Annotated in this window: 23 protein-coding genes; 2 read left to right on the plus strand and 21 right to left on the minus strand. The window is 66.3% G+C overall.

From position 1 onward, the window contains the following. Positions 1–24: 24 nt before the first annotated feature. The 20 genes from Atep_RS14880 to Atep_RS14975 all read right to left on the minus strand — a co-directional run bounded on the left by Atep_RS14880 (position 25) and on the right by Atep_RS14975 (position 19,656). Entirely contained in the window at positions 25–771 is a 747-nt protein-coding gene (locus Atep_RS14880) for an RNA polymerase sigma factor FliA (RefSeq protein ID WP_213379219.1), read from the minus strand. Beyond that, on the minus strand, positions 772–1,599 hold the full coding sequence (locus Atep_RS14885) for a MinD/ParA family protein (protein ID WP_213379220.1): 828 nt from the start codon (positions 1,597–1,599) through the stop codon (positions 772–774). Then, the gene (flhF, locus tag Atep_RS14890; protein ID WP_213379221.1) at positions 1,586–2,884 is read right to left on the minus strand and encodes a flagellar biosynthesis GTPase FlhF; all 1,299 of its coding nucleotides are present in this window, start codon (positions 2,882–2,884) and stop codon (positions 1,586–1,588) included. Before flhF ends, Atep_RS14885 begins: the two co-directional genes overlap by 14 nt. Positions 2,885–2,906: 22 nt before the next feature. Beyond that, the gene (gene flhA, locus Atep_RS14895) at positions 2,907–5,012 is read right to left on the minus strand and encodes a flagellar biosynthesis protein FlhA (protein ID WP_213379222.1); all 2,106 of its coding nucleotides are present in this window, start codon (positions 5,010–5,012) and stop codon (positions 2,907–2,909) included. Next, positions 5,009–6,163 (minus strand): flagellar biosynthesis protein FlhB, encoded by a 1,155-nt coding sequence (gene flhB / locus Atep_RS14900; RefSeq protein WP_213379223.1) that lies wholly within the window; start codon positions 6,161–6,163, stop codon positions 5,009–5,011. The genes flhA and flhB overlap by 4 nt, the downstream gene beginning before the upstream one ends. Before the next feature lie 3 nt (positions 6,164–6,166). Beyond that, positions 6,167–6,949, minus strand: a complete 783-nt coding sequence (gene fliR, locus Atep_RS14905; protein WP_213379224.1) for a flagellar biosynthetic protein FliR — start codon at positions 6,947–6,949, stop codon at positions 6,167–6,169. Between the two features lie 30 nt (positions 6,950–6,979). Continuing rightward, on the minus strand, positions 6,980–7,249 hold the full coding sequence (gene fliQ / locus Atep_RS14910; RefSeq protein WP_213379225.1) for a flagellar biosynthesis protein FliQ: 270 nt from the start codon (positions 7,247–7,249) through the stop codon (positions 6,980–6,982). Positions 7,250–7,375: 126 nt separating this feature from the next. Then, positions 7,376–8,125, minus strand: coding sequence for a flagellar type III secretion system pore protein FliP (fliP, locus tag Atep_RS14915; protein ID WP_213379226.1), 750 nt, complete (start codon positions 8,123–8,125; stop codon positions 7,376–7,378). Continuing rightward, complete coding sequence (fliO, locus tag Atep_RS14920; protein ID WP_213379227.1) at positions 8,122–8,550, minus strand: flagellar biosynthetic protein FliO; 429 nt, start codon at positions 8,548–8,550, stop codon at positions 8,122–8,124. The genes fliP and fliO overlap by 4 nt, the downstream gene beginning before the upstream one ends. Positions 8,551–8,552: 2 nt before the next feature. After that, positions 8,553–9,008 carry a flagellar motor switch protein FliN gene (fliN, locus tag Atep_RS14925; protein WP_213379228.1) on the minus strand — a complete coding sequence of 152 codons (456 nt, stop codon included), beginning with the start codon at positions 9,006–9,008 and terminating at the stop codon, positions 8,553–8,555. Between the two features lie 72 nt (positions 9,009–9,080). Then, on the minus strand, positions 9,081–10,058 hold the full coding sequence (fliM, locus tag Atep_RS14930; RefSeq protein ID WP_213379229.1) for a flagellar motor switch protein FliM: 978 nt from the start codon (positions 10,056–10,058) through the stop codon (positions 9,081–9,083). An 8-nt stretch (positions 10,059–10,066) separates the two neighbouring features. After that, the gene (locus tag Atep_RS14935) at positions 10,067–10,633 is read right to left on the minus strand and encodes a flagellar basal body-associated FliL family protein (protein WP_213379230.1); all 567 of its coding nucleotides are present in this window, start codon (positions 10,631–10,633) and stop codon (positions 10,067–10,069) included. Positions 10,634–10,824: 191 nt separating this feature from the next. After that, positions 10,825–12,171, minus strand: a complete 1,347-nt coding sequence (locus tag Atep_RS14940; RefSeq protein WP_213379231.1) for a flagellar hook-length control protein FliK — start codon at positions 12,169–12,171, stop codon at positions 10,825–10,827. Positions 12,172–12,176: 5 nt separating this feature from the next. Further along, positions 12,177–12,632: a flagellar export protein FliJ gene (gene fliJ / locus Atep_RS14945; RefSeq protein WP_213379232.1), complete on the minus strand. Its 456-nt coding sequence runs from the start codon at positions 12,630–12,632 to the stop codon at positions 12,177–12,179. Positions 12,633–12,663: 31 nt separating this feature from the next. After that, complete coding sequence (locus Atep_RS14950; protein ID WP_213379233.1) at positions 12,664–14,049, minus strand: FliI/YscN family ATPase; 1,386 nt, start codon at positions 14,047–14,049, stop codon at positions 12,664–12,666. Further along, positions 14,046–15,005, minus strand: a complete 960-nt coding sequence (locus Atep_RS14955; protein WP_213379234.1) for a FliH/SctL family protein — start codon at positions 15,003–15,005, stop codon at positions 14,046–14,048. The genes Atep_RS14950 and Atep_RS14955 overlap by 4 nt, the downstream gene beginning before the upstream one ends. Then, positions 15,002–16,006 (minus strand): flagellar motor switch protein FliG, encoded by a 1,005-nt coding sequence (fliG, locus tag Atep_RS14960; protein WP_213379235.1) that lies wholly within the window; start codon positions 16,004–16,006, stop codon positions 15,002–15,004. Before fliG ends, Atep_RS14955 begins: the two co-directional genes overlap by 4 nt. Beyond that, positions 15,993–17,609 carry a flagellar basal-body MS-ring/collar protein FliF gene (gene fliF / locus Atep_RS14965; protein WP_236786747.1) on the minus strand — a complete coding sequence of 539 codons (1,617 nt, stop codon included), beginning with the start codon at positions 17,607–17,609 and terminating at the stop codon, positions 15,993–15,995. Before fliF ends, fliG begins: the two co-directional genes overlap by 14 nt. 140 nt (positions 17,610–17,749) lie before the next feature. Further along, the gene (gene fliE / locus Atep_RS14970; RefSeq protein ID WP_236786269.1) at positions 17,750–18,088 is read right to left on the minus strand and encodes a flagellar hook-basal body complex protein FliE; all 339 of its coding nucleotides are present in this window, start codon (positions 18,086–18,088) and stop codon (positions 17,750–17,752) included. 200 nt (positions 18,089–18,288) lie between these two features. Next, entirely contained in the window at positions 18,289–19,656 is a 1,368-nt protein-coding gene (locus tag Atep_RS14975; protein WP_213379237.1) for a sigma-54 interaction domain-containing protein, read from the minus strand. A gap of 215 nt (positions 19,657–19,871) precedes the next feature. Here Atep_RS14975 and Atep_RS14980 point away from each other — a divergent pair, with 215 nt between their 5' ends. Further along, positions 19,872–20,192 carry a late competence development ComFB family protein gene (locus Atep_RS14980; RefSeq protein ID WP_213379238.1) on the plus strand — a complete coding sequence of 107 codons (321 nt, stop codon included), beginning with the start codon at positions 19,872–19,874 and terminating at the stop codon, positions 20,190–20,192. Here the strand turns inward: Atep_RS14980 and Atep_RS14985 are convergent. Then, positions 20,189–21,613: an HDOD domain-containing protein gene (locus tag Atep_RS14985; protein WP_213379239.1), complete on the minus strand. Its 1,425-nt coding sequence runs from the start codon at positions 21,611–21,613 to the stop codon at positions 20,189–20,191. The genes Atep_RS14980 and Atep_RS14985 overlap by 4 nt on opposite strands. A 153-nt stretch (positions 21,614–21,766) precedes the next feature. On the opposite strand from Atep_RS14985, the gene motA reads away from it, so the two are divergent. Continuing rightward, positions 21,767–22,621, plus strand: a complete 855-nt coding sequence (gene motA / locus Atep_RS14990; protein WP_213379240.1) for a flagellar motor stator protein MotA — start codon at positions 21,767–21,769, stop codon at positions 22,619–22,621. The last annotated feature ends 9 nt before the right edge of the window (positions 22,622–22,630 follow it).

Here is a 22,630-nt window from a genome sequence, read left to right on the forward strand (position 1 = left end):
ACATGGAATCTGTTGGTTTGAGAATCAGGCGTCCGGCCCCGCTTGGGTCCAGTCGCTCAAACGGCCCCGCAGACGATGCAGGGCCTGACTGCGAATCTGGCTCACGCGCGACTCGGTGACGTCGAGGACGGCGCCGATCTCGCGCAGATTGAGTTCCTCATCATAATAGAGCGCGAGTACCAGGCGCTCGCGTTCCGGCAGGCCGGCCAGCGCCTCGGCCAGGGCGGCCGCGAACTGCTCGCGCTCGACCTGCTCGGTCGGCGTGGCGCTCGTTCCCGGCAGCAACCGGTTGCTGTCGGCATCCTCGCCGAACAGATCCTCCAACCCAAGGATCCGGCAACCGGCGCTATCCTGCAACATGCCATGATAGTCGTCGAGTGTGACGCCCAGTGTCTCGGCGATCTCGCGATCATTGGCCGCGCGCCCCTCGCGCGCCTCGACCTGGCGGATCGCCTCGGCGATGCGCCGGCTGTTGCGATGCACCGAGCGCGGCGTCCAGTCGGCGCGCCTCAGTTCGTCGATCATGGCCCCGCGCACCCGGATGCCGGCATAGGTGGCGAAGGTCGCACCCTGCCCCGGCTGGAACTGGCGCGCGGCCTCGATCAGACCGACCATGCCGGACTGTATCAGATCCTCGACCTGCACCGAGGCCGGCAGTCGTGCCGCCAGATGATGTGCGATGCGCCGCACCAGGTCGACATGCTCGGACACCAGCCGCGCCGCCTCGTCGCCGGCGCTCGTATAGCCCATCCGAGACCGGGCGCGGACCATCTAGGCGCCTTGCAGCAGACGCTCGACGAAGAAGCCGATGCCGCCGATATCGGTGGCGCCGCCGCGCGCGGCGTCGATCCGGCGCGCCAGATCGTTGAAGACGCGCCCGGCCGGACTGCCCGGATAGAGGCTGACCACCGGCTGGCGCTTCTGCACCGCCAGACGCAGCTTTTCATCCGTCGGGATCATGGCCGCCGTCTCCAGCACCACGTCCGGCAGATAGCTGGCGCAGACGGCCGAGAGTTTGCGCATCAGACGCTGACCGGATTCGATGTCGCGTAGCATGTTGCAGATTATCCGAAAACGACGCACCCCGTGCTCCTGATGTAGAACCTTGATCAGTGCGTAGGCATCTGTCAAGGAGGCAGGCTCATCGCAGACGACCACGAACACCTGCTGGACGGCCTTGCAGAAGCTCGTGACCGAATCATGGATACCGGCCGCCGTGTCGACGACCAGGATGTCGAGCGGCTTGTCGTAACTGCTGAAGGCACGGATCAGGCCCAGATGCTCGGCCGGCGTCAGGTTGGCCATGGAGCCGATCCCCGAGGCCGAGGGCACCAGCAGCAACCCGTCCGGCCCCGGCAGCAGGACGTCCTCCAGACGCTCGACGCGCCCGGCGACCAGATCGTGCAGGGTCTTGGTCGGACGCAGTCCGAGCATCAGGTCGGCATTGGCCAGACCCAGATCGGCGTCGAAGAGCATGACGTTGCGACCCAGCCGCGCCAGGGCCACGGACAGATTGACCGCGACATTGGTCTTGCCGACGCCGCCCTTGCCGCTGGCGATGGCGATACTCTGAAAGGGCCGGTTCCTAGTAGGCTGCATGCACGGATTTCCTGAAGGGGATCACGGACTCCAACACCAGGCTGTCGCGCGTCATGGCGCTGGGCGCAGGCGCCATCTGCGCGCTCGGGTTCGGCGTCCTGGGTGTCGATAGTCTAGGCAATGGCTCGCACCGGGCAAGTACGGCGGCATCGCGCGGCGTGAACCGGGGGTTTTCGATCGTGGCACTGGGGGGGGAGTTCTCCGCACGTGACTGGAGCCGCGGAATCGACTCACCGAGCGCCAGGCGCGTCAGATGCGCCGTGTCGGCCTTGTGGAAGTCTTCCTCGATGCGCTGTCCGTCGCTCTGGAAGACCAGCCCCAGATGCTGTTCCAGCAGCACCGAGAGGATCTCGCCGAGGCGTTCGGATTCGTCGATCTTGGTCAGCACCAGGGCTGAGGGTTCGCAGCTCTGGAAGGCCTTGAGCACCTGACGCAGCACGCCGGCCTGATGGGTCGCCGGGATCACCAGCCAGGTCTCGATCTCGACCAGATGGCGGATCTGGGCGAAGAGTTTGCGCTCGGCGGCATCGCGCGCGGAGCGTCCCTCGGTGTCGACGAGGATGAGATGATCCGGGGCACTGCGATTGGCCAGACTGAGCAGATCGCGTTCGTTCTCCAGCAGGATGACGGGAACTCCGGCCATCTGACCAAAGGCCTGGAGCTGCTTGTGCGCGCCGATGCGCTGACGGTCGAGCGTAACCAGCGTCACCGAGTCCGCTCCCAGACGCCGGATGCGATGCAGGGCGAGCCGGCTCAGGGTGGTGGTCTTGCCCGCCCCGGTGGGACCGACGAGCGCCAGCACACCGCCGCGCTCCAGCACACTGGGTTGCACGGTCGCGACCGAGGCGGCGAGACGGGTCCGCAGACGGCTCCAGGCTTCATCATGCGTCTGATCCTCCTGGAGACCGCCGATGAGCGAGCGTGCGAGTCCGTCGTCGAATCCGCACTCGACGAGCCGCTCGGCGATGCCGGCGGCCAGCGGATGACGCACGGCCCATTGATCGCGCTCGCTCAGCACCTGCTGTTGCGCCAGCAGCGAACGCAGATCGCGCAGTTCGCGGCGCATCGCGGCCAGGTCGGAATCGACAGCCGCCGGGCGTGTCGAGCGTGATGCACTGGGACGTGCCGGTGCGGCCTGCTCGGACGGTGCCTCAGTCGCGGCCACGACTTCCAGAACGCCATCGACGCGACGGCTCGACAGGATTACCGCGTCCGGTCCCTGCTGCTCACGTACCTGGCGCATGGCGTCCTGCATGTTCTTTGCCTGATAGCGCCGTACATTCATCGCTCACACTCCCGTTACTCGATCAGGCCCGTGCCTGAGCATTGTCGCTCTTGCCTACAGTGGCCACGACCCGGATGCGTCGATTGTCCGGGATCTCGGTGAAGGCCAGCACGGTCAGGTTGCGCACCGCGCCTCTCAGCCAACCCGCAATCCAGGACCGGATCTCCGGAGCCACCACCAAGACAGCCGGCGCACCCTCGGCCTCCTGCTTGCGAGCCGCCTCGATCACCGAGCGCTGGAGCCGTTCGGCCAGGCCGGGTTCGATGCCGACGGTTTCGCCCTGACTGCCTTGTAGCGATTTATGCAACAGTTGTTCCAAGGATGGATCGAGTGCGATCAAGGGTAACTCGTCGTCGGGGCCGACCAGATCCTGCACGATCGAGCGGGCGAGCGCCACGCGCACGGCGGCGGTCAAAGTGGCGGGATCTTGACTCTTGAGCGAGCGTTCCGCCAAGGTTTCGGCGATGGTGCGCAGATCGCGGATGGACACCTGCTCGGCCAGCAGGTTCTGGAGTACCTTGAGCACCACGCCCAGCGAGATCTTGGACGACAGCAGGTTCTCGACCAGCTTGGGCGAGCGGCGTCCGAGCTGATCGAGCAGATGCTGCACCTCCTCGTGTCCGATGAGGCGGTGGGCATTCTCGCGGAAGATCTGCGACAGATGGGTGGCGATCACGGTGGCCGCATCCACCACCGTATAGCCGGCGGCCTGGGCCACGTCGCGGTTGGCCGGATCGATCCAGAGCGCGTCCAGGTTGAAGGTCGGATCCTTGGTCGGCGTGCCCTCGACGGTGCCGAACACCTGGCCCGGATTGATCGCCAGATCGCGATCGGGGAAGACCTCGGCCTCGGCGGCCGTGACGCCCAGCAGCGAGATCCGGTACTGGTTCGGTCCCAGCTCCAGGTTGTCGCGGATGTGTACCGGCTGGATGAGAAAACCGAACTCCTGCGAGAGCTTGCGCCGGATGCCCTTGATGCGGGTCATGAGCTGGCCGTCCTGAGTGCGGTCGACCAGCGGGATGAGCCGGTAGCCCACTTCCAGCGACACCAGATCGACCGGCGGCACGTCTTCCCAGGACAGATCGCGATCCTCGGGCGCGGGCAGTTCCAGGCCGTCCGGCAGGCGTTCGATGACCTCGGGTACGGGCGCCGGCGGCTTGGCGGCGATCAGATAGCCCGCGCCGATCAGGCTGGATGAGATGCCGAGAAAGACCAGATGGGGCATCCCAGGAACGACGCCCAGGATGCCGATGACACCGCCCGAGATATAGAGCACGCGCGGATTGGCGAACATCTGCGCAAACACCTGCTCGCCCATGTCCTGCGAGCTGGTGGTGCGGGTGACGATGATGGCCGTGGCCGAGGACAGCAGCAGCGAGGGGATCTGGGCGACCAGACCGTCGCCGATGCTCAGCAGGATGAAGGTGTTGGAGGCGTCGGCGAAGGACATCCCGGCCTGGGTGACGCCGATGACGATGCCGCCGATGACATTGATGAACAGGATCAGGATGCCGGCGATGGCGTCCCCGCGCACGAACTTGCTCGCACCATCCATGGAGCCGTAGAAGTCGGCCTCCTGGGCCACGTCCTCGCGGCGCTTGCGTGCGTCCTCCTGCGAGATCAGGCCGGCGTTGAGATCGGCATCGATGGCCATCTGCTTGCCGGGCATGGCGTCCAGGGTGAAGCGGGCGCTGACCTCGGAGACGCGCCCGGCGCCCTTGGTGACGACCACGAAGTTGATGATGACCAGGATGGTGAACACCACCACGCCGATGACGAAGTTGCCGCCGAGCACGAACTGGCCGAAGGCCTCGATCACCTTGCCCGCCGCCTCGGTGCCCTCGCCGCCGTTGAGCAGGATCACGCGCGTCGAGGCGACGTTGAGCGCCAGACGCAGCAGGGTCGCCAGCAGGATCACGGTCGGGAAGGAGGCGAAATCGACCGGACGCGCGATATAGACCGCGACCATGACCACGATCAGCGACAGCGCGATGTTGAAGGTGAACAGCAGGTCGAGCAGGAAGGGCGGCAGCGGCAGCACCAGCATGCCGAGCAGCGCGATCAGCAGCAGGGGCGTGCCCAGCCCCATGCGCCCGACAGTACTCAGACGTTCGGCGAGCGTCGTCATCGGCGGCCCTTGCGGCGACGCGGTGCTCTGAGAGGATCGAGATACTCCTCCGGCACCGGCAGGTCATCGGCCAGCTCGACGTCCGGATCCTCGCGCCGGATCTGATAGACATAAGCCAGGATGCGCGCCACGGCGATGAACAGACCGCTCGGAATCTCCTGATCGAGGTCGGTCGTGAAATAGATGGCGCGCGCCACGCGCGGGGCCTCGATGATCATGATTCCGTGTTCATCGGCCAGCGCGCGAATCGCCTGGGCCACGGTGTCCTGGCCCTTGGCCAGAAGCCGGGGCGCGGCCATGGTCGCCGGTACATAGGCGATGGCCACCGCGTAGTGCGTCGGGTTGGTGATGACCACGTCGGCCTTGGGCACCTCGGACATCATGCGCCGCTGCGACATTTCGTGCTGTAACCGGCGGATACGGCTCTTGACCTCGGGCTTGCCCTCGGTCTCCTTGAACTCGTCCTTGATCTCCTGGAGCGTCATGCGCAGTTGTTTCCGGTGGTTCCAGACCTGGAAGGGCACGTCGATGGCGGCCACCACCAGCAGTGCCGCCGCCGCGATGAGAAAGAGCCAGGCCTCCATATGCACGGTCCGGACGATCGCCTGCTCCACCGGCAGCTCGCCGAGTGTGAGCAGATTGCCCCAGATGCTCATGATGGCCAGGGTCGCCACGGTTCCGACCAGACCGAACTTGCCCAGTCCCTTGACCAGTTCCATCAGTCCCTGCACCGAGAACACGCGCTTGAGTCCGGTGATCGGGTTGAGCTTGGAGAACTTGGGCATGAGCGCCTGGGTCGAGAAGTTCGCGCCGCCGACCAGGATCGGTCCCATGAGGGCGATGACCATGAGCAGGGCGAACATGGGCGCCAGGATCAGGAGCGCGCGTCCGAGCAGGTGCTGGAGATGGGGCACCAGCAGGCCCTCGTCGAAGATGAGCGCACGCTCCGGCGTCCAGCCCTCGATCATCAGCTGACTGATCCGTGCCGCCAGACCGCCGCCGAAGAAGAGCAAAAAGGACCCGCCCATGAGCAGGATGATGAAGGTGTTGAGCTCGCGTGAGCGCGCGACCTGCCCTTTCTCGCGCGATTCGCGCAGACGTTTGGCGGTGGGGGCCTCGGAGCGTTCCTGGCCGTTTTCGTTCTCGGCCATGGCTCAGATCCTCGCCACCCGCTCGATCAGCGGCAGGGCCGTGAACAGGAAGTCGCCGATACGTGCCGTCAGACTCGGCAGCGTCAGCAGGATGATCAGAAAACCGGCGAGAATGGTGATCGGAAAACCGACGGCGAAGATGTTGAGCTGGGGCGCGGCGCGCGTCACCACGCCCATGGCCAGATTGATCAGCAGCAGCGAGGCGACCGCCGGCAGCGCGATGAGCACGGCTCCGGCGAACATCTGACTGCCGAAGCTCGCGATGAACCAGAGATCCTCGTTGTCCGGACCGTCGAGTCCGATCGGAAAGGTCTCGAAGCTCCTGAGCAGCAGTTCGAACAGCACCAGATGCCCGTTCATCGCCAGGAAGATCAGGGTGGCGATGATCGAGAGATACTGCGAGATCATCGGCACCTGCACCCCGCCGACCGGATCGACCGCCGAGGCGAAGCCCAGTCCCATCGAGAGCGCGATCGCCTCGCCGGCCTGATTGATCGCCGAGAACACCAGGGTCAGCACGAAGCCCATGCTGATGCCGATCAGCACCTGTTCGACCGCCACCACCAAGCCGCCGACACTGAGCGGATCGATCGCCGGCGGTGCGGGCAGTTGCGGCGCGATCATCCAGGCCAGCAGCAGCGCCAGCCCCAGACGCACGCGCGTATTGATCTGGCGCGCGCCGAAGACGGGCATCACCAGCAGCATGGCGCTGATGCGCACGAAGGGCCAGGCCAGCGAGACGGTCCAGCGCAGGATATCCGTGGCCTCGAGCGTGAGGGTCGACATGGCGATGGCGGGCGAGCGGAACCGCGTGACTCAACCGATCATGCCGGGGATGCTCTCGTAGAGCCGGGTGACATAGTCGGTGACGAGCGTGAGCATCCAGGGTCCGGCGATGATCAGCGCCGCCCCGACCCCGACCAGCTTGGGGATGAAGGTCAGCGTCATCTCCTGGATCTGGGTCGCGGCCTGGAACAGGCTGATGATCAGACCGATGATGAGACCTGCCAGCAGGGGCGGGGCGGACATCAGGATGATGACCTCGCCGGCCTCCTTGCCGACGTCCAGGACCATTTCGGGTGTCATCTCGGGTATTCCTCGTGTTGGGTGTGCGTTCGATGTGCGTCTTCTTTTTTCTCGGGTCACTCGTCATCGAACGGTTACTGACGACCATGCAGGATCGGGGCCGAATAGCCCAGCCGTCGGTGACTGTCAAGTATAGAAGCTGCGCGCCAGGGTTCCGAGCAGCAGCGACCAGCCGTCGACCAGCACGAACAGCATCAGCTTGAACGGCAGCGAGATGATCAGCGGCGAGAGCATCATCATACCCATGGACATCAGGACACTCGCGACCACCAGATCGATGATGAGAAAAGGGATCAGGATCAGGAACCCGATCTGGAAGGCCGTCTTCAGCTCGCTGACGACGAAAGACGGGATCAGCAGCGTCAGCGGAATGTCGTCCGGCGACTCGAAGCCGTCGATCCCCCGGATGCCGGCGAAGAGCGCCAGATCCGACTCGCGCGTCTGGGCCAGCATGAAGGTTCGCAGCGGCTTGACGGCCTTGGCGAGCGCCTCCTCGGTGCCGAGCTGTTCTTCCATATAGGGCTGGATGGCGGTGTCGTAGATCTCCTGGAAGATCGGCGACATGACGAACAGGGTCAGGAACAGGGCCAGACCGAGCAGCACCTGGTTGGAGGGCGTCTGGGTCGTCCCCAGCCCCTGACGCAGGATGCCGAGCACGATGATGATGCGCGTGAAGGAGGTCATCATGATCAGCGCCGACGGCAGCAGCGTCATCAGCGTCATGATGATCAGGATCTGGAGCGTGACCGAGTAGACCTGACCGCCGTCGGGCGCGGTCGTGACGGTCACGGCGTTCAGACCGCCGATCTGGGCCAGGACGAGGCCCGGCACGAGCAGTCCGGCCAGCACCAGTCCCCAGAGTGCGAGCCGTTTCATCCGGGCTTTCCGCCGCGCTTGAAGCGTTCGAGCAGGCCGGCGAAGTCCCCGCTCCAGGGTTCGTCCTCCGGCGGCTCGATGGGCTGGGCGAGCGTGTGCAGATGCGTCACGCCCGCCGCCGTCACGGCGATCAGGATCTGCTCGGCGCCGACCTGGACCAGCATCAGACGCTCGCGCGCGCCGATCGCGCGCACGGCCAGGATGCGGATGGCGCCCAGTCCGGGAGTCGCCACGCCCGGAACCCGGCGCAGGAACCAGGCCAGGACGACGATGGCCAGGAGCACCAGCACCAGTCCGCCGACCAGTTGGCTCAGATAGCCGGTCGCCGGCGCGATGACCGGTGCCGGCGACTCGGCCCAGACGAGACCGGGCGCGAGCAGTGCCCACCAGGCGATCGACACTCCCGGACGGACGCGCCGATGCATCCTCACCTCAGCTTACGCACCCGCTCGCTCGGGCTGATGACATCGGTCAGCCGAATGCCGAATTTCTCGTTGACCACCACCACCTCGCCATGCGCGATCAGGGTGCCGTTGACCAGCACGTCGAGCGGCTCGCCGGCCAGACGATCGAGCTCGACCACCGACCCCTGGTTGAGCTGCAGCAGATTGCGGATCGGAATCCGGGTGCGTCCGATCTCCATGGCGATGGTCACGGGTACGTCCAGCACCATGTTGAGATTGATATCGGAGGCCGGTTCCGGACGGGTACCGCTGAAATCCTCCGGACTCATGCGGCGGATGCCCTCCATGCCGGAATGCGTCTCTCCGCCCGGTTCGCGCTGTTCGCTCTCCTTCTGCTCCTCGAGTGCGGCGGCCCAGGCGTCGGCGATCGCCTCGTCCGGGTCGATCTCGCCCGGATTCGTAACGTTGTCGTTGCTCATCTTGCGTAAAACCTCCATCTGTCCAAGAGCGTCGGCGCCTATCCGCTATCGGAGCGCCCGCTACCGGATGACTCAATGCTTGATCTGCTCCAGGATCTTGATGGCGTTGATGCCGTTGGAGACCCCGAACTTACCACGAAAGAGCGGGATGTCCTCGACGTTGAGGATGACGGTCTCGGGCAGGTCGACCGGAATGATGTCGCCGGGCTTGACTTCGAGCAGTTGCTCGACGGTCAGCGTCGCCTCGGTCAGCACCGAGCTGATCTCGACCTTCGCCAGCGGGATCTCCTCTTCCAGCGCCCGCTGCCAGCGCTGATCGACGCCGCTGCGATCGGATTGCAGCCCCGTGTCCAGCACCTCGCGGATCGGCTCGATCATCGAATAGGGGAAGGTGACGTGCATGTTGCCGCCGCCGCCTTCCAGTTCGATGTGAAAGTCGTTGATGACCACGATCTCGGTCGGGCTGACGATGTTGGCGAATTGCGGATTGACTTCGGCATTGATGAATTCGAAATCCAGGCGCATCACCGGCTCCCAGGCCTTCTGCATGTCGCTGAAGGAGGTATCGAGCAGGTTCTTGATGACGCGCATCTCCATGGGCGTGAAGTCGCGGCCCTCGATGCGCGAATAATAGCGCCCGTCGCCGCCGAAGAAGTTGTCGACCAGACCGAAGACGAGCTTGGGATCGAAGACGAACAGCGCCGTGCCGTGCAGCGGATAGACGCGCACCAGGTTCAGACTGGTCGGCACATAGAGCGAATGCAGATACTCCGAGAACTTGGTCACGCGCGCACCGATGACCGAGATCTCGGAGGAACGGCGCAGCAGATTGAACAGGTGCACGCGCAGATAGCGCGCGAAACGCTCGTTGATCATGTCGAGCGTCGGCATCCGGCCGCGGACGATGCGATCCTGGGTCGCGAAATCGTAGGGGCGCACCTGACCGTCCGGGGGAAAGGGATTGGAATCGGTATCGACGTCGCCGCTATCGACGCCATGCAGCAGGGCGTCGATCTCGTCTTGGCTGAGGATGTCGGATTGCTGTGCCATCGCGCGGCCTATTGCATGATGAGCTCGTTGAAGAGCACGTCGCGGATGTCGGACGGCTCTCCGGAGCGCGCCAGCAGCCGCACCAGGGTCTGGCGCAGGGACTCGCGCAAGGTGTCCTTGCCCTCGGGCGTGTTGAGCGTGGCGAACTCCTGGACGGCCAGCAGCGTCAGGATGTCGTTGCGCAGCATCGGCATGTGCTTGTCCACGGCGGCGATCACCGCCGGGTTCGGCGTGGCGATGGTCAGACTGACACGCAGGAAGCGGACCGGTCCGCCGGGCGAGAGGTTGACGGTGAAACTCTCGAGCTTGTGGTAGATGAGCGGCCCGGCCACGGGTATCGCGGCCGTGCCCTCCTCGGTCTGTCCCGCGGGCGCGGCCTCGCTCGACGTCTCGGCGGAAGCGTCCGGCTCGTCGGCGGATTTGCCGTACCAGAGGAAATAATAGGCGGCGCCTCCGCCACCCGCGAGCAGCAGCAACAGGATCACCAGGATGATGATCAGCTTCATCCGGCCGCCCGGCGCCTTCTCCGCCCCCTTGTCGGCCTGTTTCTTGTCGGCTTTCTTCTTCTCAGCCATGCTCCAGTCCTCTCGAATCGGGTTGCGCGTTCCATGGCGCGCGCACTGGAAAACCGTGGTTCCGGGCGTCCAACGCCGGCGGTGGGGACGTCCGGTCGGAATGATGAGGGGCGATTTTAAACCGTACCGCGGCGAACACCAGCAGTCGTCGAACGAGGATCGCCGATGCGTCCTCGGTTCGACGGGCGGGCTCAGGTGAAGACGTCGAGCCGGCGCGACAGCACCGAGATGGTGCCGCGGGACTCGATCCGATCCTCGTCGTCCTCGGTCTCGAGATCCTCGACTCCAGTCGAGTCACCGGCTTCGCGCCCGCTCCTGCCGCGATCCTGGGGCGCCTGATCCGAGACCGAGACATTGCCCAGCAAGACGCCGTCCTGGGCGAGCGCCTCGCGCAACCTGGGCATGGCCGCCTCCAGCACCTCGCGTGCGATGGGATGCGCGGAGACGAACTGCACATGGGTCTTGTCGCCCTCCTGGACGAGGCGCACGTCCAGGGCGCCCAGACTGGGTGGATGCAGTTTGATCTCGGCCGTCTCGATCCCCTTGTCGACCGACCAGCGTACCTGTTCGGCCAGGCGCTGTTCACCGCCGGGTTGGAGCAGGCGGTTGAGATCCAGGGTCTGGAGACGCGCGCCGGTCGTCGTCTCGGATGCGACGGTCGGCGTCCGGAGCGTACCCGCTGGGGCCAAGTCGGTCGCTTCCTTGGATTCCAGAACGGTCTCCATGTCCAATGCCGCATCGAGCCGATGCTCGCCGCTCGCCGCCAGGCTCCGCAGCGTCTCACCCATGGACGGGGAAGCGGGATCGCCGGCCGCGTTCGAAGCCGGGGGGGCGGATATGGCGGTATTCGGCCAGATTCGAGCATCGTCGCTGCTCAGTTGACGAGCGAGCCAAGCGGGCAGGACCGAGGCCGATTCGGTTGGTTTCAGGGTATCGGGCACCTCGGGCTGCTCAGCGTCCTGAACGGCGGCCGGCGTGCTCTGACGCAGGAGTGCGCGCGTCAGCGTTTCCAGGTCGACAGGGGCTGAGGCTGGCGGACCAGCCAGCTCCGTTGTCGGAGTCGGCAGAATTCGGCCTGCTTCGCTCAGTCGCTCCAATATGACGGTGGGTAGAGCGGTGAGCCAGACAGGCACCTCCGATTCCTGCTCCGGCGCATCATCAGGCGATGCCTCGGTCCCCTCCCCATCTTCTTCGGAGACGGCCGATGCCTCGAAGCCGCGCATCAGACCGCCAAGACCGGTTGCGACAGACAGCCCATCGGCCGGCCACTCCTTCTGCCCCTGGACGAGCGCGAAAAACTCGGCCACCAGGGCTTCATCCCCGATGGATGCGACCTCGACCGGATCAGCCCCACGCTCGACCATGAGCGACTTGATCTGTTCTGCCAGCGATTGGACGAACTCGCCGACATCGGCCTGACCGAGAATCCCCGTCCCGTCCGAACCGCCCAAGAGCCGGACCCCGCTCTCGTCCAGGCCACCCAGGATCTGCGACAACAGGCCCGAGAGCCCGGTCGGCATGGTAGTCGTCTGCATCATCGCGATCACCCCTCGTCGGACGTCGAGAAACCGGCGTCTCGATCGGAATCGAAGGCCTTGCGGGTGGCCCACATATCCAACTCACGTTGTTGTCGACGCCCATCGGCGACGGCGTCGAACCGGCGGCGACGCTCGATGAGCTTTTCGAGTGAGCGACTCGCCTGATGGCGCTCCATCCAGGCCGAGCGCGCCTGATCGACCTGGCTCTGGGCGGCCGCCACGCGCAGATCCTGCTGCTGCAGCGCCTCGCGCAGCTGGTGGTGCATGAGCGAGAGCTGTTTCATCAGATGCGCGTCGTTCGGAACCGGCGCGTTGAGGTAGCTCGCCTGATATTCGACGAGCTGGGCGCGTTGCCGCTCGAACCGGTTGAGCTCGGCCAGACGCCCGGCGAGCGCCACGGCCGCCTCGTTCTCCTGGGCCTCGCGGATCTTCAACAGTCGCTGGAAACGCTTGACGCTCATGTCCCGGTCACTGGTGCATGGATACGGCTGGTCACTGACTCATCGGCAGGCCCAGCAGCTCGAACAATTGACGCCGCGAGTCCTCGAAGCTCGCCTTCTCCAGGCGGTTCTGGCCCAGATAGGCTTCCAGACGCGGATTCATGGCCACGGCCTCATCGAGCGCCGGGTCCGATCCCTTGCGATAGGCGCCGACAGCGATCAGATCGCGGTTGCGCGCATAGGTCGACATCAGATTGCGAAAGCGATAGGCCGCCTTCTGATGCTCGGGCGTGACCACGGCGCTCATGACGCGCGAGACCGAGGCGCCGACGTCGATGGCCGGATAGCGCCCGGTCTCGGCGATCTCGCGCGAGAGCACCACATGGCCGTCGAGGATCGCACGCGCCGAGTCGACGATGGGATCGTTCTGGTCGTCGCCCTCGGCGAGCACGGTATAGAAGGCGGTGATCGAGCCGCCGCCCCGGTCGCCGTTGCCCGCGCGCTCGACGAGCTGCGGCAGACGCGCGAACACCGAGGCCGAATAGCCCTTGGTCGCCGGCGGCTCGCCGATGGCCATGGCGATCTCGCGCGCGCCCTGAGCGAAGCGGGTCAGCGAATCCATCAGCAACAGCACGTTCAGCCCCCGGTCGCGGAAGGATTCGGCGATGGTGGTCGAGACCCAGGCGCCGTGCTGACGCAGCAGCGGCGACTGGTCGGCGGGCACGGCCACGACCACGGTTCGCTTGCGCGATTCCTCGTCGAGGATGTCGTAGATGAACTCGTTGACCTCGCGGCCACGCTCGCCGATGAGTCCGACCACGATGACATCGGCCGCCGTGTGGCGGGTCATCATGCCCAGCAGCACGCTCTTGCCCACGCCGCTACCGGCGAACAGCCCGATACGCTGACCGCGACCGACCGACAGCAGGCCGTTGAGCGCGCGAATCCCGACGTCGAGCGGCTCGGTGACGGGCACACGCCCGAGCGGATTGATCGGACGGCCCTCGATCGGCGCCATCTCGGCGGTGCGGATGGGGCCGCCGCCATCGAGCGGCTTGCCGAGCGCATCGACGACGCGACCGAGCAGAGCCGGACCGACCGGGATGCGCCGCGCCTGTTCCAGCGGTTCGATGCGCGCGCCCGGCGCCAGCCCTTCGAGCTTGCCCTCGGGCATCAGGAAGGTCCGCTCGCCCTGGAAGCCGACCACCTCGGCACCCAGACGAGTGCCATGAGCGGTATGGATCGCGGCCCGTCCGCCGACCGGCAGCCGGATACCCTCGGCCTCGAGCGTCATGCCGACCATGCGTGACAGTCGGCCCTCGGGCTGGGGCGCGGGGACGTCCTCGATGCGCCGGCGCGAGCGCGCCAGGCGATCGCGCAAACCATGCACGAGCTGCTGTGAGCCCTGCTGTTTCAGATCCTCGATGACGTCGCTCATGTCGGTGGCACCTCGGTTTCCGATTCAGGGACAAGCTCTGGCTCGGCGGCTGATTCAGGTTGGGACTCGGGTTCGCGCTCGGACTGAGGTTCGTGCTCGACGGCCGACGGCTCTGCTTCAGTCGCTGACTCCAGTTCAGGCTCAGGGTCGGCGGCAGACGCCGATTCGAACACGGGTTCGGACTCCGGCTCGGGTTCGGCCATCGGCTCCGGCTCATCGGCCGGCGACGACGGCGCGGGCGGCTCCAGCTCGCCCCAGATCGCCTCGATCCCCTGACGCAGCCGCGTCTCCAGGCCGGCATCGATACGACTCGGACCGCTGATCAGGATGCAGCCGCCCGGCTCGACCTCCAGGTCGGCGATCCAGATCGGTTGCTCGTCGTTGGACTCGGCATAGGCGGCCAGCAGTTCCTGGTCGCGCGGATTGACGTGAATCCGGATCTGGTGCTTGCGCGAGGGCAACTGCCGGAGCGCCTCGTGCAGGACACGCTGGATGAGCTCGGGACGGGTGGTCAGCTCGGCCATGACCACGCGCCGCGCCAGAGCCGACACCAGGGCCAGCAGCTCGGGTTCCAGGGCATCGGCCGACTCGGCCAGCGGATCGGCCAGGGCACGAGCGATCCCTTCGAGCGCGGCGACCGTCTCGCGCAGTGTCTGTTCCTCGGTCCGGCGCCATTCCTGCTCGCGCGCCTCACGCTCGGCGCGTTCGACTTCCGCCTCCTGATCGGCCTTCGCGCGCCCCTCGCGATACCCGGTCTCATAGCCCTCGCGATAACCGGCCTCGACACCCTCGCGCCTCGCCGCCTCCTGTAGGGCGGCGATCTCCTCGGGGGTGGGCGGCGGCCCCTCGGGTTCGGGGATCTCCACGGCATTCGGGTCGAAGTCGACATCGGGCGGCAGCCAGCGCCGGATGCCGGCGGCGAGACGCGGATCGGACGCCGGGATGAAGCGACTCACAGCATGGCCTCCCCACCCTTGCCGCCGAGCACGATCTCACCACTGTCGGCCAGACGCCGGGCGACGGCCAGGATCTCCTTCTGCGCGGCCTCGACATCGCTCACGCGCACCGGACCCTTGGTCTCCAGATCCTCGCGCAGCATCTCGGCGGCGCGCTTGGACATGTTCTTGAAGATCTTGTCCCTGAGCTCCTCCTCGGCGCCCTTGAGCGCCAGCACCAGCGACTCGGTCGTGACCTCGCGCAGCAGGGTCTGGATGCCGCGATCGTCGACGTCGACCAGGTTGGCGAAGACGAACATCAGCTCCTGGATGCGTTCGCTCAGATCCTCGTCGACCTGCCGGACACCCTCCATGATGGCCGATTCGCGCGTCCCCTCCATAAAGTTGAGGATGTTGGCCGCCGTCTGCACCCCGCCGATCATCGAGGACTTGGCGGTGTTCTTGCCCGAGAGCTGGCTCTCCAGGATCTCGTCGAGCTCCTGCAACGCCGCCGGCTGTACGCCGTCGAGCGTGGCGATGCGCAGGATGATATCGGACTGCATGCGCTCGGGCAGATGCGAGAGCGTCTCGGCCGACTGATCCGGGTCCAGATGCGAGAGCACGATGGCCACGATCTGCGGGTGCTCGTGACGGATCATTTCGGCGATAGCGCGCGGGTCGAGCCACTTGAGCGCCTCCAGACCCTTGGAATTACGCCCGATCAGGATGCGGTCGATGAGACCGGCGGCCTTCTCCTCGCCGAGCGCCGTGCGCAGCACACTGCGGACATAGTCGTCGGCACCGATGCCGAGCGCGGTCTGATCCTGGATCAGCTCGGAGAACTCCTTGAGCACGGCGTCGATGTCGCTGCGCGTGACCCGCTCCAGCGAGGCCATGGCGCCGCCGATCTTCTGGACCTCCTTCGGTCCCATGTGACGCAGCAGTTCGGCGGCGCATTCCTCGCCGAGGCTCATCATGAAGATGGCCACGCGCTCGGCCCCCGTTTTCTTATCCGTTGCCATCTTCAGCCAACCATTGTTTCATGACCTGGACCACCCGCTTGGGATCCTGGCGCACCATCTCGCGCACGGCCTCCAGGTCGAGTTGTTGACGGTCCGGTCCCTTCGGACCCATGAGGGCGGCGATACCCGAGGGTTCGTGTGTCAGCGAGACGATGTCCTCGCCCTCTTCGCCTTCCTCGCCTTCGATGCCGTCCGTCAGGGCGCGGGTCTCCTCGTCTTCCTCCGGCGTCTCAGGCTCGGGCGGCTTGGGCAGGATCTGATTGAGCGCCGGCTTGACGACGGTCAGCATCACGATCAGCGCCAGCAGCAGTCCGCCGACGATCTTGACCAGTTCCAGGAACCAGGGTTGCGTCCAGATCGGCTCGGCGTCCTCGTCGGACTCGGGCACGAAGGAGGCCGAGCGCACCTGCAACGAATCTCCGCGCGCCTCGTTGAAGCCGATGGCCTCGCGCACCAGCTCGCGCAGGGTCTCCATCTCGGCGTCCGAACGCGGGACACGGATCGGCTCGCCGGCCTCGTTGACCTGATCGATGTAGTCGACCACCACCGCCGCCGTGAGCCGGCGCACACCGCCGGGCGTCTCCTGGATGTGCGAGATGGTCCGGTCGACCTCATAGTTGCGCGTCGTCTGCTGACTGCGGCTGCTCGGCACCGTGGCATTGCCCTGGGCCGCCTGCTGTTGGCCGACCGCACCGCCGGCCGGAGGCTGATTGGTCAGGGCACCAGGGATGCCGCCGGCGAGCGGATCGGCGCCGATGCGCTCTTCCTCGTTCAACTGCTCGGAGCGGATCGCGGTCTTGTCCGGATCATAGGACTCCTGGGTGCGCTCGACACGCGAGAAATCCAGGTCGGCCGACACCTGGACCCGCACCCGATCGCGCCCGACGATGGGCATCAGCAGCGACTGGACGCGGTCGACATAGCGCGACTCGACCCGATGGGTGTATTCCAGATGGTCGAGACTGAGCCGGCTGCTCTTGTCCTCGCCATCCGAGGTCAGGAGCCGCCCGCTCTGATCGACCACGGTCACGCGATCGGGCGTGAGTTCGGGCACGCTGGAGGAGACCAGATGCACGATGGCGCCGACCTGGGTGTCGGTCAAGCCCCGGCTGCCCTTCAGATGCACGACGACCGAGGCGCTCGGCGGCACGCGCTCGCGCACGAACACCGAGCGCTCGGCCTTGGCGATGTGCACGCGCGCCTTCTCGACCGGCTCCAGGGCGGCGATGGAACGCCCCAGCTCGCCCTCGAGCGCGCGCTGGAAACGCGCGCCCTCGATCAGACGGCTGGTGCCGAAGCCCGAGTCCTGCTGCAACAGCTCGAAGCCGATATCCGCCGACTTCGGCAACCCCTGACCGGCCAGTTGCAGCCGCGTCTCGGCGACGCGCTGCTGCGGGATCTCGATGCGTCCGGAGCCGTTGTCGACCCGATAGGGCACGCCGAGCTTGGTCAGTGCCTCCATCACCTCGGAGGCCTCGGCGCTCTCGAGCTGGCTGAACAGCGGCACATAGGTCGGCTTGAGCGCCCAGAACAGGATGGCCACCACGGCCACCAGTCCGCCGGCGAGCATACCGATGAGCGCGATCTGACGCCCGACCGACATCTCCCGGAAACTCTGGAAACCGAGCGCCAGACGTCCGCCCAGCGTATTCGGATCCGCGGCCGGGGGCTGATCCTGGGACGGGTTCTCGGTGATGGCGGTATCGATGGCGGCCATGTGGGGTTAACTCGGAGGCGTCCGGCCTAGACCTGCATGCTCATGACTTCCTGATAGGCCGACAGCAACCGGTTGCGCACCTGGTTGGTGGCCTCGAAGGCGATGCTCGACCGGTTCATGGCCACCATGACCTGGGGCAGACTGACGTTGTTGTCACCCAGCTCGAAGCGCGTCTGCATGGATGTCGACTCCTGCTGGATCTCGTTGACGTCGCGAATGGCATCGCGCAGTTTGGCGGCGAAGTCGTCATCCGTGCCTCGTGCCTCCCTGGCCTCGGCGACCGGCGCCGTATTCTCGACGCGACCCGACTGGGCGAGCGCACGCATCTGCGCCAGCACATTCTGGATCTGCATCTCGCCGCTCATGACTCTGGAATCTCCTGGCTCGTGCCTCGTGGGTTCGAGGCCCGTCCCCGCGCAGTCCCGAGTCGAGCGCTCGGTGGGGGACGGCCGTCATCGGATGCACTTGAACCAGCAAATTCGATGCCGACTTCCAACCGCCCAGACGCGACCGGAAGCGACGTCTTTTTGACGCACGAGCGGCATGGAGGGCGTTCAGGGGTGTCTCACAGGTCCGCGGATTCGTCGCGCGCGTCACGCTCCAGCCCGAACTTGCGCATCCGCTCGACGAGCGTCGTACGACGCATCCCGAGCCGGCGCGCGGCACGGGCGACGACGAAGCCGTTCTGTTCGAGCGCGGTCCGGATCATACGCCGCTCCAGATCGTTGAGATACTCGCGCATCTCGGTGCCCTCGGGCGGCAGCAGATCCTCGCCGAGTCCCGGCGGCCCGCCGACCGGGGGCGGCCCGGACTCACCGAACCCGGCCGGCACCATCTCCAGCCCCTCGGGTCGGAAGCGGCCGGGCAACTGCGCCAGATCGACGAGCTGATCCGGATACATGATCGAGAGCTGTTCGAGCAGGTTGGCCAGCTCGCGCACGTTGCCCGGCCAGGGCTGCCGGCTCAGATGGGCCAGCACGCCCGGCGTGAGTCGGGCCGGCTCGCCGCCCTGCTCGCGCAGACGCGCTTCCAGCGTCGTGATCAGCAGCGGGATGTCGCTCTGGCGCTCGCGCAGCGAGGGCAGCTCGATCGGAAAGACGTTGAGCCGGAAGAACAGATCCTGGCGGAAGAGTCCGGCCTCGACCGCGTCCTCCAGGTTGCGATGGGTGGCCGAGATGATGCGTGCGTTGGCCTGGATGGGCTTGTTGGAGCCGACCCGCTCGAAGGTGCGCTCCTGGAGCACGCGCAGCAGCTTGACCTGCATCGGCAACGGCATGTCGCCGATCTCGTCGAGGAAGAGCACGCCGTCGCCGGCCAGTTCGAAACGTCCGGCGCGCGCGGTGAAGGCGCCGGTGAAGGCGCCCTTCTCGTGGCCGAAGAGTTCGCTCTCGAGCAGGTCGCCCGGAATGGCCCCGCAGTTGACCGCCACGAAGGGCTTGTCGGCGCGGCTGGAGGCGGCATGGACGGCGCGCGCGACCACCTCCTTGCCGGCGCCCGTCTCGCCGAGGATGAGCACGGTCGCGTCGGTACGGGCCACCTGCGCGATCAGACGCTTGACGTTCAGCATCCGCGGATGGCGACCGACCAGATCGATCCCGGACGGCGGCTCGGGCTCGGATTCGAGCTGGAGGCGTTGCAGCACCTGGATCACCAGACCGGGCGTCAGCGGCGGGGCGACGACATAGGCGCGCCCGTCGAGCCGGACCGAGCCGCCGTCGAGCGGCTGAAAGACGAGCGGCGGACGCTCGGACGACGGCAGTCGCGCGAGCACCCGCTCGACGCCGGCCGCCGTGTCACAGACCCAGAGTGCCGCCAGATCCGCGCTCCCGGACGCCTCGAGGCTCACCAGGTCACGTACCTCGCATCCCAGGAACTCCAGGACATGCCGCGTGGCGAGACGCGCGGACTCATCGCCATACAGACCGATTCTCATCACCGAGCGCGTTCCTCTCTCTCCCCCGAGCCGGGCGCCGCACGGACGGTCGATACGGGCGCCGGCCATCGATTGCCATGATCCTCTCGGCCCTTGGCCCCGAGAATCGAGTGGTCGCGATCCTACCGGCTCCAGGGACGGCATAAAAGTCATTCAGCAAGGCTTGGCCCAGTCTTGTAAGATGTTGTGATCGACATATTGCCCGAGTTGAGACCATGCTCGCGAGTATCCAGAACTATTACGAACGCCTGGTCCTGGAGTCCATCCGGGAGAAACTCTCGGGGCGGGACGAGGAATACGACGCCGACTTCGTGGCCGACCTCGCCTGCCTGGCGCTCAATGCGCTGCCGGCCCGCTATGTGCGCCATACGGTGGATCTCTGGTCCCATCTGGGGGACGGCGACCGCGCGACCCTGTCTCAGGAGGTCGACGACGCCGTCGAGGCCGCGCTCGTGGTGATGCACCGCCGCCGCGAGTTACGCCGCACCGAGGCGGCCGAACAGGAGCCGGGCAAGATGCGCCTGCCCTGGACCTAACCGGGCGTCTGCGAGACGAGGCGCTCCAGGGCCGTCTCGGCGAGCGCCGACAGGTGCAGGAACCCCTGATAGGCGCGCGCATCGAGCGCGCAGTCGGTCGATCGACGGTCGGCATAGACCAGACCGACCGGCCGACCGCCGATCCACACCGAGCGTGCCATGAACGCCTCCACGCGCGTCAAGGTCTTGACGTCCTTGGGCACCTGGTCGCTCAGCTCGGTCCGGTTGCTCGCGTTCAGCCATAGGGCACCTGGAGCGGTCATCAGGCGCTCGAAGAGTCCGCCCCGATCGAGCGACAGACTGAAACGGTTGAAGCCCGGCTCGAAATCCGTGCCGACGAGCTGTTCGGCCGTCAGGGTCCGCCGATCCGCATCCAAGGCGGCATAGACGACCCGGTTCAGCCCCAGACCGCGATGCAGTCCATGCAGCCAGTCCAGGACCAGCGTCTCGCGATCCTCGATCCGACCAGTCAAGGCCGCCGCGACCCGCTCCAGTTCATCGGTGCGCGGTGCCAGACAGAACAGGGCCGCACGCCGACGGTCGAGCCAGGACGAATCATCCGCCGCTGAAGCACGTGGCATCGTCTCCAGCGGCTTCAGACCGTACAGCACAGCGCGCTCGTTGAACCGGTCCAGCACCCGATCGAGGCGATCGCACAGGGTCGCCGGGTCGCATTCAAGCAATTCCGAGACCAGTCTGAGATCCCCGCCCTGCCCCGGATGACGCCAACCGGCAAAGGCATGGCGCGCGATCTGGGTCGCCAGCATCACGTACAGCGGGCGCGGATGACGCGCATTGCGCCCGCGCATCGACTCGCGCGCCATCTCCGGCAGGTTCCAGGCACAGGCCAGCCCGTAGCCCAGCGCCTCCAGACTCGTGCTGAGCGTCACGTATTCGGCCTCGTGCGGCAGCACGTCCGGGTGCTCCTCCATCATCTCCAGATAGCGGTTGATCCGGGCGTCGCCGCGCGCCAGCAGATACAGCTCGCCGAGATTGTTGAGCAGGGCGGCGAGCGCGATCTCGGCCGGCACCCGATCGCGTTCGAGTTCGGCCCAGTCCAGCGCCAGCCGCGCCGCGAGCAAGGCCCGGCCACAGCCGCGCCTGTAGTGTTCGAGCCGCCGGGCGTCGAGCACGTCCTCGGCCAGGGGGGCCTGACGTTCGAGCTCGGCCAGCGTCCGCAGTCCGAGCATGTGGATGGCGTCCTCCAGCCCCACGATCTCGCGGCGGAAATAGCGATGCTCGACCGCGTTGGCCCGTTGCAGGACGCGCAGCGCCAGTCCGGGATCGCTCATCACCACCAGGGTGATGCGCCCGAGCGGTGCGTCCTCCTCGGCCAGCACCCGCGCCAGTTCGCGGCGCGTGCGTGCCTGGACCGGCAGCGTATCGAGCCGGGCCGTTGCGATCACCTCGTCCAACCACATCGATCCCATCGCGTCTCGCATCCCCAAGCTGGAACCTAGGCGCCATCGGATTGGTTGGCGCCGCTCGACGGATGCTATATTAGCGGGCACGCGAAAGGCGCGTCATGCGCCATGACTCCAGACATGCGCCAGTTGCTCGGATAGCCGCTCCCCGTGAACTTCATCCTGGGTTCGATCATCGTCTTCCTCTCCGTGCTCGGTGGCTTTGCCGCCGGCGGCGGCCATATCGAGGCGCTGTGGCAGCCCTTCGAACTGGTGATCATCCTGGGCGCGGCCGGCGGCGGTTTCGTCATCGCCAATCCGATGAGCGTGGTGCTCAAGTCGCTCAAGTCGATACCGGCCCTGTTCGCCGGCTCGAAGTACAAGAAGACCCATTACATGGACGCGCTCGGCTTCATGTACGAGCTCTTCAACAAGGCGCGCAAGGAAGGACTCATGGGCATCGAGGCCGACATCGAGGAACCCGGGAGCAGCGCGCTGTTCCAGAAATATCCGCTCATCCTCAAGGACCGTCACGCCACAGAGTTCATCTCCGATTACATGCGGCTGGTGGTCAGCGGCAACATGAATCCCTTCGAGCTCGAGAACCTGATGGACATCGAGATCGACACCCACCATCACGCCGCCGCCGAGGCGTCGCACGCCGTGCAGCAGGTGGCCGATGGTCTGCCCGCCTTCGGTATCGTCGCCGCCGTGCTGGGGATCGTGCACACCATGGCCGCGCTCGGCGGCCCCATGAGCGAGATCGGCGGACTGGTGGCCGCCGCCCTGGTCGGAACCTTCAGCGGCATCCTGTTTTCCTATGGCTTCGTCGGCCCCATCGCCAGTTATCTGGGGCGAATGGCCGACGAGGAGACCCGCTATCTGTCCTGTCTCAAGGCCTGCATCCTGGCCACGGTGCAGGGGTACAGCCCCCAGGTCGCGGTCGAGTTCGGTCGCAAGACCATGCCGCCGGAACTGCGTCCAAACTTCCAGGAGTTCGAGCAGCATCTGCGCGGAACCAAGTAGCGCGGGAGG

It is taken from the genome of Allochromatium tepidum (assembly GCF_018409545.1).
Classification (GTDB): Bacteria; Pseudomonadota; Gammaproteobacteria; order Chromatiales; family Chromatiaceae; genus Thermochromatium; species Thermochromatium tepidum_A.

What these genes read in the sequence shown, in the direction of transcription:
- Atep_RS14880 (WP_213379219.1), bottom strand. Translation starts at nt 771, where the DNA reads ATGGTCCGCGCCCGGTCTCGGATGGGCTATACGAGCGCCGGCGACGAG.
- Atep_RS14885 (WP_213379220.1), bottom strand. Translation starts at nt 1,599, where the DNA reads ATGCAGCCTACTAGGAACCGGCCCTTTCAGAGTATCGCCATCGCCAGC.
- flhF (WP_213379221.1), bottom strand. Translation starts at nt 2,884, where the DNA reads ATGAATGTACGGCGCTATCAGGCAAAGAACATGCAGGACGCCATGCGC.
- flhA (WP_213379222.1), bottom strand. Translation starts at nt 5,012, where the DNA reads ATGACGACGCTCGCCGAACGTCTGAGTACTGTCGGGCGCATGGGGCTG.
- flhB (WP_213379223.1), bottom strand. Translation starts at nt 6,163, where the DNA reads ATGGCCGAGAACGAAAACGGCCAGGAACGCTCCGAGGCCCCCACCGCC.
- fliR (WP_213379224.1), bottom strand. Translation starts at nt 6,949, where the DNA reads ATGTCGACCCTCACGCTCGAGGCCACGGATATCCTGCGCTGGACCGTC.
- fliQ (WP_213379225.1), bottom strand. Translation starts at nt 7,249, where the DNA reads ATGACACCCGAAATGGTCCTGGACGTCGGCAAGGAGGCCGGCGAGGTC.
- fliP (WP_213379226.1), bottom strand. Translation starts at nt 8,125, where the DNA reads ATGAAACGGCTCGCACTCTGGGGACTGGTGCTGGCCGGACTGCTCGTG.
- fliO (WP_213379227.1), bottom strand. Translation starts at nt 8,550, where the DNA reads ATGCATCGGCGCGTCCGTCCGGGAGTGTCGATCGCCTGGTGGGCACTG.
- fliN (WP_213379228.1), bottom strand. Translation starts at nt 9,008, where the DNA reads ATGAGCAACGACAACGTTACGAATCCGGGCGAGATCGACCCGGACGAG.
- fliM (WP_213379229.1), bottom strand. Translation starts at nt 10,058, where the DNA reads ATGGCACAGCAATCCGACATCCTCAGCCAAGACGAGATCGACGCCCTG.
- Atep_RS14935 (WP_213379230.1), bottom strand. Translation starts at nt 10,633, where the DNA reads ATGGCTGAGAAGAAGAAAGCCGACAAGAAACAGGCCGACAAGGGGGCG.
- Atep_RS14940 (WP_213379231.1), bottom strand. Translation starts at nt 12,171, where the DNA reads ATGATGCAGACGACTACCATGCCGACCGGGCTCTCGGGCCTGTTGTCG.
- fliJ (WP_213379232.1), bottom strand. Translation starts at nt 12,632, where the DNA reads ATGAGCGTCAAGCGTTTCCAGCGACTGTTGAAGATCCGCGAGGCCCAG.
- Atep_RS14950 (WP_213379233.1), bottom strand. Translation starts at nt 14,049, where the DNA reads ATGAGCGACGTCATCGAGGATCTGAAACAGCAGGGCTCACAGCAGCTC.
- fliG (WP_213379235.1), bottom strand. Translation starts at nt 16,006, where the DNA reads ATGGCAACGGATAAGAAAACGGGGGCCGAGCGCGTGGCCATCTTCATG.
- fliF (WP_236786747.1), bottom strand. Translation starts at nt 17,609, where the DNA reads ATGTCGGTCGGGCGTCAGATCGCGCTCATCGGTATGCTCGCCGGCGGA.
- fliE (WP_236786269.1), bottom strand. Translation starts at nt 18,088, where the DNA reads ATGAGCGGCGAGATGCAGATCCAGAATGTGCTGGCGCAGATGCGTGCG.
- Atep_RS14975 (WP_213379237.1), bottom strand. Translation starts at nt 19,656, where the DNA reads ATGAGAATCGGTCTGTATGGCGATGAGTCCGCGCGTCTCGCCACGCGG.
- Atep_RS14980 (WP_213379238.1), top strand. Translation starts at nt 19,872, where the DNA reads ATGCTCGCGAGTATCCAGAACTATTACGAACGCCTGGTCCTGGAGTCC.
- Atep_RS14985 (WP_213379239.1), bottom strand. Translation starts at nt 21,613, where the DNA reads ATGTGGTTGGACGAGGTGATCGCAACGGCCCGGCTCGATACGCTGCCG.